Origin of the sequence: Caballeronia grimmiae, from assembly GCF_022879615.1 — a bacterium.
GTDB lineage: Bacteria > Pseudomonadota > Gammaproteobacteria > Burkholderiales > Burkholderiaceae > Caballeronia > Caballeronia grimmiae.
Genome location: NZ_CP084273.1, coordinates 882,047 through 898,742 on the forward strand (window position 1 = coordinate 882,047; position 16,696 = coordinate 898,742).

Consider the following 16,696-nt stretch of genomic DNA (forward strand, 5'->3'; position numbering starts at 1 on the left):
CATCTACGGCACAAACGCGGCAAAGCTTTAATGCCGCTCGGGCGCGAGTCCGGAAATCAGCGCCCGGCGCGCTCCATCGAAAAGGCGCGCATAGCCTTCCACCCCCATCAACAGCACTTCCTTCAGGCCCTTGAGCGGCGAATCCTTTTCGGTGCGCTCGTCCCATTCGATCCACGCATCCGCGCGGCCAAACGTGCATTGCATGAGACGCCGCTCCTCTTCGAGCGTCAGGGAATCGAAGCTCACGCCCAGATGCGCGCCGGCCAGCCGCGTCACGCGCACCGGGAAGTGGAATTGCCGCTCGCCCCGGCTCACGACGACGCCGAGCGAATCGCCGGCATTCAGCGCGAGACTGCCCGGCTCGACGACGAGCCCGAGCCCGCCCGTCGAATAGTCGCTGGTCGTGCAAGCGGCCATGCTGCCGTCGTTCATCACGAGCGTCGCGGGCATCGTCATTGCGATGCGATGCGTCGCGCGCACCTGCCTCGCCTCGCGTGCGACGCTCACTGCCGCGCCGAGCATGATGAGGTTGTAGATCGTCCAGAAGACGTTCATCAGGATGGTCGCGGCTTCGTCGCCCGCACCGAACAGGAGGCGCACGATGCCGACCGACATCGCCACCGCATTGAGGCCGAGCAGGAACAGATACGGCTTGCTCATCGCCCAGTCGATATACGTCTCGTCGATGCGCCCGCCCTTGTCCGTCACGTTGAACTTGCCGTGCTTCGGGCTGATGAACGCGATGGTCGTCGGCAGCGCGATATACCACGCGAGCACCGACTCGTAGACTTCAGCCCAGAACGAATGCCGGAACTTGCCCTGCATCCGTGAATTCGCGATGTTCGCGATCACGATGTAAGGCAGCACGAAGCTCGCGATCGTCGTCGCCGCCGCGTTGATGAAGTACATCTGGAAGAACAGGTACCACATCGGCATCGTCAGGAAGACGAGGCGCGGAATGCCGTAGAAGAAGTGCAGCATCGCGTTGCCGTAGCACAGGCGCTGAAAGAAGTTCAGCCCGCGCCCGAGAAACGGATTGTCGATGCGGAAAATCTGCGCCATGCCGCGCGCCCAGCGCGTGCGCTGCTTGATGTGGCTCGCGAGGCTTTCGGTGGCGAGACCGGCTGCCTGCACGGTCGGCAGATAGGCGGTCGTGTAGCCGCGCCGATGCAGCTTGAGCGCCGTATGCGCGTCCTCGGTCACGGTTTCCACCGCGATGCCGCCCACTTCCTCGAGCGGCCCGCGCTTGATGACCGCGCACGAGCCGCAGAAGAACGTCGCGTTCCACAGGTCGTTGCCCGCCTGCACGAGTCCGTAGAACAGATTGCCTTCGTTCGGCACGCGGCGGAACGTGCCGAGATTGCGCTCGAACGGATCGGGCGAGAAGAAGTGATGCGGCGTCTGCACCATCGCGCATTTGGCATCGGCGAAGAAGATGCCCATCGTCGTTTGCAGGAACGAGCGCGTCGGGACGTGATCGCAATCGAAAATGGCGATGTACTCGCCCGTCGTCTTCGCGAGCGCCCGGTTGATGTTGCCCGCCTTCGCGTGCTTGTTGTCGTCGCGCGTGATGTAGCCGATACCCGCCTCGCGCGCCAGCGCCTCGAATTCCGGGCGATGCCCGTCGTCGAGCAGATACACGCGCAGCTTGTCCGCGGGCCAGTCGATGCCTTGCGCGGCGAAGAGCGTCGGCTTCACCACGGCGAGCGGCTCGTTGTACGTCGGGATATAGATGTCGACGCTCGGCCAGTCCGCAGGATCGTCCGGCAGCTTCGAGACCGTGCGCTCCAGCGGCCATGCGGTCTGCACGAAGCCGAACAGCAGCACGATCCACGTATAGGCTTCGGCCCCGTACAGCGCGTAGCCGACGATCGCTTCCGTCGGCGTGCGGAAGTCGAGCGTCTGCGTGGTGCGCCACCAGATATAGCGCGCCGTCACGAGCATCGCGAGCGTCGCGAGCACCAGCACCGGCAGGCGTCCCGGCAGACGGCGGATCACCAGCGAGAAGACCGCGAGCACCGCAAAAAATGCGAACTGCCCACCCGAGCCGAGCGGCGACGTGCCGACCAAGAGCCAGATCAGCGCGCCGAACGCGGTGATGGCGGGCAGCGCCCAACGCACCTGGCCGATGCGCGTCGCGCCGCCTTCCATACGCGCGCCAACACGCGCCCACGGCAGGCGGTCGATGCGTGCGTCGACCCTGCGCTTGACCGCGACGATCGCGGCGGCCACCGGCGTCAGCATCCGTTCGACGGCATCGAGCACGCGCGCCGCGCTTTCGGTCACCGTCCGGCCGCCTTCGCGCGGCGCGCGCACGAACGCGCGCAGGAGCCACGCCCACGGATCGCGTACGTCGATCACGCCCCACTCGTGCGCCCACGCGAGCAGGAACGCGCGCAGCAGTTCGCGGGCGATGTCGCGCCGGCCTTCGCGCGGCGGCTTGAAGAAGAGGCGCACGCACCAGTCGAACGGCGAGCGTCGAGCGGGCAAGCCGAGCCCTTGCGCGATCCAGTCGACGGCGCGCTCGCGGCGCGTCTTTACGTTCGTTGCATTCATGCCGCGATACTCGCTTCGATCTCGGGCAGCCACGCATCGACGTGTTGCGCGAGCCCGTGCAGGTCGTGCGATGCCTGCGTATGGGGCGCTTCGTCGATGACCCACGCGCCTCGCGCGAACGCCTCCGGCAGCGCCGCTTCCATGTGGATGCGCTGCGCCACCGGCAGGCCGCCCGCCGCCGCACGCAGCATTGCAAGGACATCGCGCTGCATTTCGCGCGCCGGATTCAGGCGATTCACGACGACGCGCACATCGCCGCACGCTTCGCGCAACGCGGGCAGATGTGCGACAAACGCCGCGCAGGCGGCGGGATCGGGCGGACACACGCACAGCACCAGATCGGCGGCACGCGCGGCCTGCTGCGCCTGACGCGACGGATAACGCGGCGTGTCGATCACCACGACGCCGCTTTCCGGCAGCGCGATCTCCGCGATCGCGTTTTCGAGCCATTGCGGATGCGCGGCGAGCTGCGTATCGCAGGCGGCGGCTTCGTCGAGCGTGACTTGACCGTGCGGCACGAACAGCACGCCGTCGTCGTTGCGCCACGTGTGCGCGTGCCACGCGCGCGATGCGCCGGTCAGCGCATGTGCAATGCCATGCGGCGCGAGGGCGTCCAGTCCGAGCCACGCGCCGAGCATGTTCTGCGGATCGAAGTCGATCGCGACGACATCGCGGCCGCGTCGCGCGAGCAGCACCGCGAGCGTGGCGGCGAGCGTGGTGCGGCCCGCGCCGCCCGTCGTCGAAATCAGGGCGATGGTCTTCATGCTTTGGCCTCGGCACGGGCGGCATCGGCGTCCGGCAGCAGACGCCCGTTGAGCGCGACAGCTTCGATGCGGCACGGCACGGCGTCACGCGGATCGAAGCGACGCGCGGCGATCAGGCCGCTGCGCGCACTGCGCCGCTGCCACACGATCCACACGGGCACGCCCGCGAGCGCACCCATTACCGCGAAAATCAGCAGAGTGTCCATTCTCAGTTCCTCGATCCGGCGAGCGGCATGCGGGCCGGCACCGCGCGACGCACGCGCGGCATGGCTTCGGCCGAGACGGTCAAATCCGCGCGATGCCCGCGCGCCTCGTGTTCCAGCACCTCGTGCAGCGCGTCCAGTTCGGCACGCACGCGCCGCACGGACTCCGGTTCCGCCGCTCTGGCAGCCGGTGACGCAGCCTGGTCGGCGGGCGTCGGGCCCGCGAACAGATCGCTGTAGTCCGCAGCCGGCGTGCGGCAGTTCGCGGCGTCGAGCGCGTCCAGTTCCGCCGCGATGCCCTCGTTGGACAGATACGTGACCTTCTCCGCGATGCCTTCCACCGGCGCGGTGAAGATGCGCGCGAGCGCGGCGTCGGCGTCCGAGCGCCGGCAGCCGAAGAGAAAGACGTAGAGATGCGCCGCATCGGCGGTGAAGACGTCGCCGGCGCGGCGCGGACGGCACTGGCCGAGCGCATCGACGTGAGCGAGCGCGGGCGGCAGCGCGAGCTTCGCGAGCACGTGCGGCAGACGCAGCATCGCGCCGCGTGCGAGCGCCGCCTGCGCCTGCGCGCAGAACGCGGCGACGTTCAGATAGCCGAGCGCGGCATCGGCGAGCGATGCGGCGAGCGCGGTGCGGTAATCCGGCATCAGCGGCCGCGTATAGAGCTGGCCCTGCACCGATTGCAGCATCGATTCGAGCCGCGAAAACGGCGTGTCGCGGCCAACGACCGCGTTCGCGCCGAGGCTCAGCATCAGCAGTTCGTACTGATGCCGCAGGAATTCGCCCCGCTCCACCACGACGATCTTGAGCGCGCGCCCGCTGCGGCGCCGCAGCGCATGCACCGCTTCGCACAGTTGTTCGAGCTGCGCGCCGTTGTGATGCGCGAGCACGACCGTCGCGGCGCGCGCATCGCGGCAGGCGGCGACGACGGCGTCGCGGTCGTCGAGCAGTTCCCAGCTGCGCGGCACCCACGGCTCGTCGCCGGTCACGGCCCGGCATACGACGACGCGGTCTTCGTCGTGCGCAATCCGCATCCCTGCGCTTTTCGCTTCCGGCGACGCGACGCTCAACCGGCCCTCGGCGGTGAAGCGCAGCGCGCGCGTATCGCCGGTGACGAGCGCCTTGCCCGCGCGCCAGAAATCGACCTGCCACGACAGCTCCCCGTCCGTGCGCCGCACGCGCGCGACGCCCGCGCACGCGCCGTTCAGTTCGCGTCCGCTCGACTTGTCGCTGGCTTCGTCGAAATCCGGCGATACATCGGATTCAGGCGCGGCGGCATCGTCGCCGAGCAGCAGAAGCATCGCGATGCCGTGTGTCGCGCACCAGTCGGCGAGCAGGCGTGCTTCACGCGCGAGCGCCGTCGCATCGGTCCACGTGAACCAGCGTTGCGCACCTTCGACGATGAAGAGCGCATCGCGGCGCAAGCCGAAGCGTCGCAACGCCCGCAAGCCGCCAAAGAGGCGCGCGAGCGCAGGCGGCGCTTCGCGGTTCGGAGCGGCTTCGTCGCGGGAAACCGGCTCGTCGGGCATCGCCAGCACGTTCAGCCGGCGCGGCCAGCCCGACGCGGCCGATCCCGAGAAGCCGAGCTCGCGAAGACGCGCGGCGGCCTGAGCGCGTTCGCGCGCCAGCACGACGGTCACGGGGCGTTCGCCCGCCGCGCGCACCGTTTCCCAGATCAGCGCATCGCATTCGGGCGAGCGCGGCGCAAGCTGCACCGCGTACAGCGCACCGTGTTCGAGCGTGGCGAGATCGTCCGGCAGCGCATCGATGCCGAGGCGGGCGGGCGTATCGGCAGCGCGGGAAAGACGCGCGCGCGCAAACTGAGCGAGCGCCGACAGCACGCCGGGCGCACGCGGCGATGTTGCATCCGGCTGCACGGCCGCGCTCTTCGGTGGGTTCAAGTCAGTGCTCATTCGTTTTCCGCCGCCGGTCAATAACTCGAATACAGCCGCACCGGCGACGGGCTGATGCGGTAATCGTCCTTGCGCGCCGAGAAGGCGAAGCGCGCGTAGACCATGCCGGAGCTGGGCGCGTAGTCATGCGAATGATCGATGCTCACGCGCGCCCCGACGGCCAGTTGCGGATTCAGCCGGTACTCGACGGTCGCAGCAACGCCATACGAGAAGCTCACGCCCTGCGTCGAGCCACCGGTGAACTTGAGCTGGCTGATATCGACCGGGGAAAGTCCCGCCACCGACGGCAGCCCATTCGGGAAGTACCGCGAATCCTTTTCATACGAGTTCGAAACGCCAGCCGTCACCGTGACGTCCCACATGAAGCCGTTGCGCTTGCCCATGAATTCCAGCGGCACGCCGAGCGACAAATACCGCTGCGGGCTGTAATAGCCGCCTTGCCCGAACGTGTAGTAGCGCAGGTTGTCCGTGTAATGCCACGCATTGCCGACGAGACCGGTCAGCACGCGCATCGTCGCGCGCTGATACACGGGCACGCTGAAGCCGGTGCGCAGCGTGAATTCCCGGTTGCTCGCGACATTGCGCCCGGTCAGCATGCCGACGCCGATATCCGCGAAGGTTTCGATCCTGCCGATATCCGCGCCCACATGAAAATCCACGCCGTCGCGCCGCACGCCGCCCCAGACGGTATGCGTGAGCGGATCGGTGAGTCCCGCGTAGGCGAGTTCGCTGCTCGTCACCGGACGGCGCGACGCCGACACCGAGAAGCTCGCCGGTCCCGCATCGAACCGGTAACGCGCGCCGCCGACGAGGTAATGCACCGGGAAGCCGAGCGGTGTCGAGCCGAGGTCGAAGCGCCACGTGTCCGACACGTAGCCGACGCCGCCGCCAAGCCCATTCGCGTGCTGATGCAGGTCGCCCGAGGTGACGGCGCCCCCCGCATAGCTGCGCAGCGCCGCCGCATCGCTGAAAAAGCCCGCCGTCGTGCCGAACGTGTTGACGGCGAACGGCACCGTCGATCCGCCGAGGCCGCTGACATCGAGCGTCCCCGCGTCCAGATGCACCGCATCGGCATGAACGAAGAAATGGCCGTCGTAGCGATACGGAATCTGCACGTACAACGGCACCTGCTGCGCGTGATACTCGGACACGCCCGCATCGCCGGACTTGTACGCGGGAATCCAGCCCGTCTCCACTTCCGGGTTGCGGCGCTGGCCGAGGTCGTCGAAGGCCGATTGCGCGGGCGTCGGGCGGATTGCGCCGGCGGGCGTGCCGAACGCGGGCGCGATGCCGGCCGCGCGCTCCTGATCCATCGACAGCCGGTAGAGCGACGCCGCATCCGCGTAATCGCCGAGGTCTTCCGCGACGCGTCCCGCCTGCAAGGTCACGTCCGGCCGCGCCGGATACGCGGTGCGCAGCGGTTGCACGATGCCCCGCGCGTCCTGCGGGCGGCGCAACGCGGACAGACGGCGGGCGGCGGACAGGCGCGTGTCGATATCGTCGGGCGGCGCGGCATCGACCACGCGGCGCACGATCGCGAGCGCGTCCTTGCGCTCGCCGCTGCCGCCGCTGTCGCCCAGCACGCGCGCGAGCGAAAGCTGCGTCTCGACATCGTCGGGCGATGCGGCCAGCACCGGCGCGAGCGCCGCGCGCGCCGCCGCGTAGTCGCCCTGCACGCGGGCGAGATCCGCCACTTCGAACGCATAGCGTTTGTCACGGCGGCCAGCGTCGCTCACGGTGGCGAGCAGTGTGCGGGCGCGTGCGTAGTCGGTTGCGGCGATGGCGTCGTCGGCCTGGCGCAGCACCATCCGCAGCGACTGATCTTCGAGCCGTTCCGATTGGCGCGGCGTCAGCGTAGCCGCGCCGCGCACTTGCGCGAGCACATCGGCGAGTTCCGTTTCGCGTCTCGCCGCGCCGAGCAGATCGCCGTAGCGCAGGCGCACATCGGCGTCGGTCTCCTCGGGATGCGCCTTCATCCAGTCGCGCAGCAGCGCGAGACCGCGCGGCGTCTCGCCGTGATCGATATACAGCGAGCCGATCGACGCGAGCATGTTCGGATCATCGGACGCAGCGGACTGCGCGCGATCGAGCGATGCCTGAGCCGTGGCCGCATCGTTGCGCGCCCAGGCGGCGCGGGCATCGATCAACGCCTGCTGGGCGTCGAGATTGCGGGCGAGCGCGTGCATCGCGTCGGTGCGTTCGGTGTCCGGCACGGATGCGAGCGCCGCGCGTGCGCCGGCGAGATCGTCCGTCGAATTGCGATACAGCGCGCTCGCGTAACGCATCGGCGTGGTCGGCGTGCGCGCGAGGCCGTCGTCCATGACGGCGCGGCCCAGTTGCGGCAAGCCCAGGTTCTGATAGATGCGTGCGAGCGCGAAGCGCGTCCACGGCTGATCCGGCGCGACGCGCAGCGACGCTTCGTACTGCTGCGCCGCCGGACCGTTCAGGCCGCGCCCGGCGAGTTGTTGCGCGTTGGCCGCGATGAGGTCCGCGCGCATCGCGACGAGGCTCTGGCGATCGCCGGCATCGGCGAAACGGCTTTGCAGGGCTTCGATGAGCGGCGCGACCTGATCGCCGCGGCCCGTGCTTTCGAGCAGCGTGCGCGTGCTGCGCAGCGCAGGAAGGCTCGGCGCGGGGCCGTCGAGCTGGGCGCGCAGCATCGGTTCGGCGGCGCGCCAGTCGCCTTGCGCGAGCAGCGCATCGGCGAGCATGAGTTGGGCGTCGGCATTGCCGGGCTGCATCGCGAGGGCTTCGCGGGCGTAGCGTTCGGCATCGGCCGGCTTGCCCGCGCTCGCGGCGTCGCGGGCGTGTGCGAGCGTGCCCCAGAACTGCGCGGTGCGCGCGAGACTCTGCCATTTCGCGCGGTTGTCGGGTGCGAGCGCGGCTGCGCGCTCGAACAAAGCGCGTGCTTCGTCGCGCTGGCCCGCGCGCATACGTACGAGACCGAGACCGCCGACGGCGTCCGCATCGCTCGGGCGGGCGGCGGCAGCGCGCGCGAGCAAGGGCTCGGCCGCCGCGACATCGCCGCGCGTGAGCGCCGCAAGGCCGCGTTGTTGCGCGATGTAATCCGGATCGCGTTCCAGCTTCTTCTGCGCCTGGATGCGCGCGTCGAGCAGGTCGGCGCGGTCCTTGAATTCGGCGTCGTCGGGAACGAGCGCGAGATACGCGCGCAGCGCCGGCAGATACGCGGTGTCCGCGCCGGCCGATTGCAGCACGTGACGCCACACGTCGAGCGCCGTGTTGCGGTCGGCGTCGGTGTGCGTCGCCAGCTTCCACGCGATGCGGTTCGCCTCGGCGCGCGTCGCGTCGCTCGCGCCCAGCAGCCGGGCGAGCGTCAGCGCGGCGTCGACGTCATCGGGATCGGCGGCGACCCGGCGATGCAGCGCATCGAGCGCCTCGTTCCGGCGCGCGGGCGTCGCCGCCATCATCTGATAGTACTCGGCGCCCAGCGCCCCGGACGGCGCGCCGTTCGGAAACAGCGCGCTCAGACGGCGCGCGGCTTCTTCCGACTGGCCGCTGCGCGACAGCAGCCGGATGGTCGCCATCTCCTGACGCCCGCTCACCGCGACGCGGTATTCGTCGTCGACTTGCCGCGTGAGGACAGTGCCGGGCGCGGCGGCTTTCAGGCGCGTGATCGTCGCCTGCGCTTTCTGCGCCTGGCCGAGCCGCAGCTGAATGCGCACGAGTTCCGCGAGAAGACGCGGCTCGTTTGGCGCGATCAGCAACGCCTTATCGATGGCCTGCAACGCGAGATCGTCGCGATGCCGGTTCGCCCACGCGCGCGCGGTGCCGTAGAGGCGGTCGGCCATCGGGGGCAGCGCAGGCGCATCGGCTTGCGCCCCAGCATTGCGCCCGGCCTCGGGGATCGCGGCGTGCGCGGTCATCGCCGGCAGTTGCGCCGCGCACACGGCGCTCGCCGATATCAGCGCGGCCCGCAACCGGCCCGGTTTCGTGCGAAGCGCGCGCATCAGCGGATGCCTCCGCATTGCGATGCCGCCGTCTGCAACGCGCCATCCGCCGCGAAGCGGTAACGTCCCTCGCGCCAGCCGAGGCCGAACAGGGTCAGCACGCTCGTGTAATAGCCGGGCGCGGTTTCGGCTTGCGCGCGAGCGGCCTGAGCGTCCGCGAGACGCGTGTCGCCGAGCGCCGTGAGGAACGGCACGGCGGCGGCGGAGAAGCCCGCGTTGCCGTCGTTCGGACCGGCGCGGCCCGTGCGCGTATCGACGCGCTCGGGCGGCGCGCCGTGCTCGCCGATGTAGGCCGCGAACGGTGCGAAACGTTGCAGGAGACCGGCGCGCGCATCGTCGGACGAGGCCAGCATGCCCGTCCACAGATAGACGCGGATCGCGTTGTAGGCGCTTTCGGCCTGGGTATCGCCGTCCGGCTGGAAACCGTGATTCGCCCGATACAGCGCCCAGTCGGGCGAGAATCCGCGCGGCGCGGAATCGATCAGCATGCGCGCCGACGAAGCGGCGAGGCGCGGCCAGCGCGCATCGTCCGGCAGCCGTGCGCCGATGCCTCGAATCACCTGCAGCGGCGCATAGCTGGGATTCACGCGCCACACATCGGCTGACGGATGAAACCCTGTCAGGCCGGGCAAAAGCGTGAGGCCGAGGCCGGGTACCATCGCGCTTTCCTCGTCCAGCACGCGCCGTGCGAGCGCTGCGCCGCGCGCCGTATAGCTGCGCTCGCCCCACGCGCGGCCCGCTTCGAGCAGCGCGTAGGCGATCCACAGATCGGCGTCCGAGGCGGCGTTCGTATCGAGCACGCGCAACGCGCCCGACGCGTCGCGGCCCCATAGCCAGGCGGGCAGACGCGCGGTGAGGTCGCCGGCGGCGAGCTTGTCTTCGGTCCAGTGGAGGATGGTGTCGAAGCTCGCGCGGTCGTTGGCGACGAGCGCGAAGAAAAGCGCGTACGACTGCCCTTCCGACACCGTGCGTTCATCGGCCGAGCCGACGTCGATCACGCGGCCGTCCTGCGAGACGAAGCGGCGCTTGAACGCATCCCAGCGCGGCCACGACGGCTGGCAGACGAGCGGCGCGCTCGCGCCCTCGCCTTGCGCGGCGAGTTCACCCGCGCTTGCGTTCGCGGCGAGCGCCACGCCGAGCGCCGCCATCGCAATCACGCCGGCCAGACGGCGAAGAACGGAAGTCATCGCTCAAAGCCCCTTGCGGCGCGAGGCCAGTTCCTGAAGCGCAGCGAATGCGGCGACGGCGAGCAGCAGGCCCGAGAGCGCGCCGAAAAGACCGAGCAGCACCGGATGCGCCACCGCGTGGCTCCACAGCTTCGCGTACCACGGCACATAGCCGACGACATAGCTTTCGCCGACGCGCATGCTGTCGACGCCGCCGCGCCGCACGAGCGACACGTCGCCCTGCACTTGCGTGATGCGTTCGGACCGTTCGAACACGTCGAGCAGGTCGCCGAGACGGCCGTGGTCGGTCGCGGCCAGCGCGATCACGCTGCGCCCTTCCGCGCCCGGCGACTGGAAGCCCATCAGCGCGGCGAGCGGTCCGCTCTGATCGAGCGATGCGCCGCCGTGCGTGACACGCTTGCCGTCGCGCCACTGCTCCTGAATCGAAAACGCCGCCCGCGCGAGCCCGTCCTTTTGCGCGGCCGGATTGCCGATGCTGAGCGGCAGCGCATCGCGCCAGCGTGCGAACACCGGCGACGACGGCGCGCCGCCGATCACGAGCAGATCCTTCTGCGCGAGCGCGGGCATGTCGCCGGGACGCGCGATCGTCACGCGCAGGCTCGGGAAGCCGGTCCACTGGCCCATGTGACCGAGCATCGTCAGCATCGCTTCGAGTTCGCTCGGAGCGGGACGGTCGGGAATCACGATGGCCGTTTGCGAGAGATCGGCGTATCGCGTGAACGGGAAGCCGCTGTTGGCGAAGTACGCGAGATTCGGCATCTGCGCGTAATGCACGAAGCCGGAGAAGTCGATGGTCGAATCGGGATCGACGGCTGCACGCGCAGGATTGGTCGGCACGCCCGCGCACAGGCCGGTCTTCTGCGAATCGAGGTTGAAGCGCAACTGCAACTGGTTCGAGCTGCCGACGCGGAACGCGGGAATGTCGAGCGCGTTGGCCGCGCCGCTGTTCGCGCCGGACAGTAGCGGCAACTGGATGCGGCCCTCGCTGTCGTCGGCTTTGGCGACGGGCAGGCGGAACGACTTCACGAGCTGGTCGTTGATATCGACCGCGAGCGCGGAGTTGTTCTGCACGGTCGGCGCGGTATAGCGGTACTTCAGATTCAGCGGCACGCCCGCGGAGTTCCACGAGAACAGATCGGCGGGCACGCGCAGATTGAGGCGGATCGCGTCGGGCGCGCTTCCCGACACCTGCAGCTGCGACGTATCGCCGACGAGTTCCTTGAAGCTCACCGGGCGGTTCGTCGGCATCCAGCGCGGCGCGTCGTAGGGCTCGCGCGGCTTGCCGATATCCACGCGCTCGACCTTCGCGGACGCGCCCGACATGGCCGTGCGGCCGAGCACGAGCGCATAGACCGCCTGATCGACTTCCGCTGCGTTGCGGCCGGTCACGACCAGCAGCTTGCGATCGGCGGACGAGGGGTTATCGGCGACGAGGATCGTCGGCCCTTCGATGCGCGGCAGGTCGAGACGAGCCGGCAAGCGGTCGCGCGTACCGATGACGACCGCGTGCTCGTTCGCGGGCAACGCGCCCAGCGCCGGGAAGCGCGCCTGCCGGTAATCGGCGAGCGAGCCGAACCAGGATGCGAGCACGCCCGCGCTTTTGAGCGTCGCGGTGTCGGGCGATGCGGGCAGCACGAACGGGAGCGTGAGGCGGTTGACGTCGCGGGCATCGAAGAACGGCGCGGGCAACAGAGCGAGGTCGTTCGGCAGCTTGATGGGCGCGGTATCGAGGATGAATTCGCTCGCCGGGCTGATGTCGGCCCACAGCGCGGTGTTCGCGGGATCTTCGCAGTGATCGAGCGTGTAATGGCCGATGAAGCGCAGCCCGAACTGGTTGTAGTCGGTGAAGAGGCGCGGATCGAGCGGGATGTCCTGCGTGACGACCGAGCCGGCGTGCTCCTTGTCGAACGGCACGGTGGCGATGACTTCGTTGTTGATCGACACCTTCACGTGCGACAGCGGGAAGAGCAACGCGGGCGAATACGTATAGCGAAGACGCAGGCGCGCGCCGGTGACGACGCGGTCGAGCCGCACGCCGAGCGCCACCGAGCGCGCGTCTTCGAGGCCGCGCAACTGCAGCGGCTGCCACGCGCCGAGCGCGGAGAACGGGACGTGGATGGTCGTGGCGCTGGCATTCCCGTTACCGGCGACGGCGGCGACACTGGCGCTGGCCGGCGCTTCGGGCGATGCGGGAACGGCGGCGGGCAGTGCGGCGGCATCGAGCGCGCGGGCGGCCATTGCCAGCGACAGGCAGAAGCGTACGGCGAATTTCATCGGCAGATCGGGAAGGAGTCGTGGGCGCGCGCCGCGCGGCGGATGTGTGGCATCGTGGCGGCTGTTGCCGGCGAGCGGCTGGGTGGCCGCCGCGGCTGGCTGGGCGGAGCTGGCGCTTCGGGATGAATTTCCGCGCCCGTGCTGTCGAAGAGCGGGCGGAACAAACGCATAATGTCGGACAGTTCGGTTCAACTCGGGCATCCTTCAAACAAATAACCGCCACGTCGCGTCATGGTCCGGCCAACTCCATCATCCAAGTCACCGTCGTCCGCCACCGAGAGCGCCATCGTCAAACGGCGCGGGCTGCTACGCGGCCTCTTTGCGCTGCGTCACTCGTGGGACGGCATCGCCGTCACCTGGCGCGAGGAAAGCGCGTTCCGTCAGGAAGCCTGCGCGGCCATCGTGCTGCTGCCGATCGCCTTCTTCGTCCCGGTGAGCACAGCCGAGCGCGTGCTGCTCGCGGCGTCGGTGCTGCTGGTGCTGCTCGTCGAGCTGATCAATTCGAGCATCGAGGCGGCGATCGACCGCATCTCGCTGGAACGGCACGAACTCTCCGGGCGAGCGAAGGACTGCGGCAGCGCGGCGGTCACCGTGTCGATCGTGATCAGCGCGATGACCTGGGGCATGATCTGCGGCCCGCATGTGTGGCGATGGCTGAGCACGCATCTGTGACGCGCGCGTGTCGACGTGACTGATCTGTATGTCGGCGGGGGATGGGGAAACTTGAGGGGGCGTAGCGTGGGGGGATCGTAGTGCTGGACGGCGAGGCCGGGAGTGATGGCGCGTTCCGGGTGCGGCGAAGGAGGCGACTCTTGGTCGGTGAGGCGGCAAGGAAACGCGATTTCCTGAAGTAACGCTTGGTTTGTTAAGCCCCGGGAGGCCGGCATCCTAATGACTGTTCGGGGGCGACGGCGCAGCGGGGTATCGGCAAGATGCGGGCGTGTCATGGCCGTTTCCGGGCCCTAAACCGCCCTTCGGTCGTTGGGCGGTAGTACGGCAAAGTCGCCTGTCGCAGCAGCTTGCCTCCAAGCTTCATTTCGACTATATTCGAAATATGGAAGATAAAGACGTCGTCCGCGCTCTCGCGGCGCTCGCGCACGAACTACGCTTGCGTGTATTCCGCATGCTGGTCGTCGCTGCGCCCACCGGTTTGACGCCGGGCGCCATCGCGGAACAACTCGACGTTCCTAACGCGACGCTCTCGTTTCACCTGAAGGAACTGATGCACGCGGGCCTCGTCACGCAGGAGCGCGACGGGCGCAGCCTGATTTATCGGGCCGACTACGAACGGATGAGCGGGGTGCTCGGCTTTCTGACCGAAGAGTGCTGCCAGGGGCAGCCTTGCCTTGACTTCGCACGGAGCTATGCAAAATGCTGACGTAGACCTCCATGAAGCGGTTTTACGACCTCGCAGCCAGTGTCGCGTTCTATCTCGATCTGTTCGCCGCCGACGATGCGGCCGAGCTCCCATAGAAGACTAAGGCCGCGGACATGGCGCTGTTCGGTGAAGGCGCATCTACCTCTTGCCGCTTGCCAAGGATTGCTCGGGAGCGCGTCCATACACTGGATGGCGCTCCGGCACAGGGCAAGAGACAGCGGTGATCGCCGCCCGCAGGAGCAACGTCCTGCTGCCCTCCGCGCGGAAAGCCCTTTGACGTCCCTGCTGAATCTGCTGGTTCGGCCTGTCGTCGAGCACGCTGCCAGCAGTGAATACCATGACCTTGAATCTACTCATTCCCTGCGTGCACAGGTTCGCGCGCACTGTGCTTCCCGAGGGCAAGCCGGGCGTTCAGAGGCCAAACTTCCTGCATCGAAACCTTCCATGAACATCCCCCACGTTGCCGCTTCGGGGCAGCCGGCCGCGAAACCGGCCATCAGCTTCTTCGAGCGTTACCTGACCGTCTGGGTCGCGCTGTGCATCGTCGCCGGCATTCTGCTGGGCCGGGTCCTGCCTGGTATGTTCCATGCGATCGGCCGAATGGAAGTTGCGCACGTCAATTTGCCGGTCGGCCTGCTGATCTGGGTGATTATCATCCCGATGCTCGTCAAGGTCGATTTCGGCTCGTTGCACGAGGTGCGCCAGCACGTCAAGGGGATCGGCGTCACGCTCGTCGTGAACTGGCTGATCAAGCCATTCTCGATGGCATTGCTCGCTTGGCTTTTCGTCAAGCACCTGTTTGCGCCGATGCTGCCTGCCGAGCAACTCGACAGCTACGTCGCGGGACTGATCCTGCTTGCCGCCGCGCCCTGCACAGCGATGGTCTTCGTGTGGAGCCGGCTGACCGGTGGCGATCCGCTATTCACGCTGTCTCAGGTCGCGCTGAACGACAGCATCATGGTGGTCGCCTTTGCGCCGCTCGTCGGCCTGCTGCTCGGCATTTCCGCGATCACGGTGCCGTGGGCGACTCTCTTCACCTCGGTCGTGCTGTACATCGTGACGCCGGTCATCCTCGCGCAGATCCTGCGCAAGGCGCTGCTCGCCAACGGACAAGCGGCGTTCGATGCGGCGATAGAAAGGATCGCCCCATGGTCCATCACCGCGTTGCTGGCGACTCTGGTGCTGCTCTTCGCCTTCCAGGGCGAGGCCATCCTGAAGCAGCCGCTCGTCATCGTGCTCCTGGCTGTACCGATTCTGCTCCAGGTGTTTCTCAACTCGGCCCTCGCGTACGGGCTCAATCGCGCTGTTGGTGAGAAGCACAGCATTGCGTGTCCGTCCGCGCTGATCGGCGCATCGAACTTTTTCGAACTCGCTGTCGCGACGGCAATTGGCCTGTTCGGATTCAATTCAGGGGCCGCGCTCGCGACGGTCGTGGGCGTGCTCATCGAGGTGCCGGTGATGCTGCTCGTCGTGCGCATCGTCAACCGTTCGAAGGACTGGTACGAGCGCGCCTGAGCAATACGGAAATAATCACAGAGGGCGAACGTGTCCGATCTCACCAATGATCTCCCGCAGGTCGATCCAGCGCTGTTTCGGGTACCCGACATCCATCGCCTGCAGCCTGTCGAAGCCTCGCGCCATCCTCCGCGCTTCCTGCTGCTCTACGGTTCGCTGCGCGAGCGTTCGTTCAGCCGTCTGCTGAGCGAAGAAGCCGCGCGCTTACTCACGGCAATGGGCGCCGAAGTGCGCACATTCAATCCGAGCGGCTTGCCGTTGCCGGACGACGCGCCGGAGAGCCATCCCAAGGTGGCCGAACTGCGTGAGCTGGTACTGTGGTCGGAAGGGATGGTGTGGTGCTCGCCCGAGCGGCACGGCGCGATGACCGGCATCATGAAGGCGCAGATCGACTGGATTCCTCTTTCGGTCGGGGCGCTGCGGCCGACCCAGGGCAAGACGCTCGCGGTGATGCAGGTCAGCGGCGGCTCGCAGTCGTTCAACGCCGTCAACCAGATGCGCGTGCTTGGACGATGGATGCGCATGCTGACCATTCCCAACCAGTCGTCGGTGGCCAAGGCGTTCATGGAGTTCGACGAAGCCGGCCGCATGAAAGCTTCAGCGTATTTCGACCGCGTCGTGGATGTGATGGAAGAACTGGTCAAATTCACGCTGCTGACGCGCGACATTGGTCCGTACCTGGTAGACCGGTATAGCGAACGCAAAGAAAGCGCCGAGGCGTTGATGAAGCGGGTAAATCAATCGGCCATCTGACCGCAGCGTATTCGTGTTTGCCCTCACGTTCAGCGTCGCTCCGTGATTCAAGGCTCACGCGTGTGCCGTATGTGCAGCCCTCGAAGCTCGCGCGCCAAGCAGCATCATGCATCGTCGACTAGCGGTAGCATCGGACCTCGCCGCGATAGAGGCATGAGCCAAGACGCAAACCCGCGCACGTTCGT

The 16,696-nt window shown here is 67.9% G+C and carries 11 protein-coding genes; 4 read left to right on the top strand and 7 right to left on the bottom strand.

Annotated elements, in window-relative coordinates:
• Positions 1-27: 27 nt before the first annotated feature.
• The 7 genes from bcsA to bcsB are packed head-to-tail and all read right to left on the bottom strand — an operon-like array spanning position 28 to position 12,865.
• The gene (bcsA, locus tag LDZ21_RS23245; protein ID WP_244796310.1) at positions 28-2,556 is read right to left on the bottom strand and encodes a UDP-forming cellulose synthase catalytic subunit; all 2,529 of its coding nucleotides are present in this window, start codon (positions 2,554-2,556) and stop codon (positions 28-30) included.
• Entirely contained in the window at positions 2,553-3,320 is a 768-nt protein-coding gene (bcsQ, locus tag LDZ21_RS23250; RefSeq protein ID WP_244796311.1) for a cellulose biosynthesis protein BcsQ, read from the bottom strand. The genes bcsA and bcsQ overlap by 4 nt, the downstream gene beginning before the upstream one ends.
• Positions 3,317-3,526 (bottom strand): hypothetical protein, encoded by a 210-nt coding sequence (locus LDZ21_RS23255; protein ID WP_035969676.1) that lies wholly within the window; start codon positions 3,524-3,526, stop codon positions 3,317-3,319. The genes bcsQ and LDZ21_RS23255 overlap by 4 nt, the downstream gene beginning before the upstream one ends.
• A gap of 2 nt (positions 3,527-3,528) precedes the next feature.
• Positions 3,529-5,436, bottom strand: coding sequence for a cellulose biosynthesis protein BcsE (gene bcsE, locus LDZ21_RS23260; protein WP_244796312.1), 1,908 nt, complete (start codon positions 5,434-5,436; stop codon positions 3,529-3,531).
• 17 nt (positions 5,437-5,453) lie between these two features.
• Positions 5,454-9,404, bottom strand: a complete 3,951-nt coding sequence (locus tag LDZ21_RS23265) for a cellulose synthase subunit BcsC-related outer membrane protein (protein WP_244796313.1) — start codon at positions 9,402-9,404, stop codon at positions 5,454-5,456.
• Positions 9,404-10,591 (bottom strand): cellulose synthase complex periplasmic endoglucanase BcsZ, encoded by a 1,188-nt coding sequence (gene bcsZ, locus LDZ21_RS23270; RefSeq protein ID WP_244796314.1) that lies wholly within the window; start codon positions 10,589-10,591, stop codon positions 9,404-9,406. The genes LDZ21_RS23265 and bcsZ overlap by 1 nt, the downstream gene beginning before the upstream one ends.
• A gap of 3 nt (positions 10,592-10,594) precedes the next feature.
• A complete protein-coding gene (gene bcsB, locus LDZ21_RS23275) occupies positions 10,595-12,865 on the bottom strand; it encodes a cellulose biosynthesis cyclic di-GMP-binding regulatory protein BcsB (protein ID WP_244796315.1) in 2,271 nt (756 codons plus the stop codon).
• A gap of 231 nt (positions 12,866-13,096) precedes the next feature.
• Between bcsB and LDZ21_RS23280 the strand changes: the two genes are divergently transcribed.
• The 4 genes from LDZ21_RS23280 to arsH all read left to right on the top strand — a co-directional run bounded on the left by LDZ21_RS23280 (position 13,097) and on the right by arsH (position 16,511).
• Positions 13,097-13,537: a diacylglycerol kinase gene (locus tag LDZ21_RS23280; protein WP_244796316.1), complete on the top strand. Its 441-nt coding sequence runs from the start codon at positions 13,097-13,099 to the stop codon at positions 13,535-13,537.
• A gap of 382 nt (positions 13,538-13,919) precedes the next feature.
• Positions 13,920-14,243, top strand: coding sequence for an ArsR/SmtB family transcription factor (locus LDZ21_RS23285; protein WP_244796749.1), 324 nt, complete (start codon positions 13,920-13,922; stop codon positions 14,241-14,243).
• Positions 14,244-14,687: 444 nt separating this feature from the next.
• The gene (arsB, locus tag LDZ21_RS23290) at positions 14,688-15,758 is read left to right on the top strand and encodes an ACR3 family arsenite efflux transporter (protein WP_244796750.1); all 1,071 of its coding nucleotides are present in this window, start codon (positions 14,688-14,690) and stop codon (positions 15,756-15,758) included.
• A 30-nt stretch (positions 15,759-15,788) separates the two neighbouring features.
• Positions 15,789-16,511 carry an arsenical resistance protein ArsH gene (arsH, locus tag LDZ21_RS23295; protein ID WP_280519435.1) on the top strand — a complete coding sequence of 241 codons (723 nt, stop codon included), beginning with the start codon at positions 15,789-15,791 and terminating at the stop codon, positions 16,509-16,511.
• The last annotated feature ends 185 nt before the right edge of the window (positions 16,512-16,696 follow it).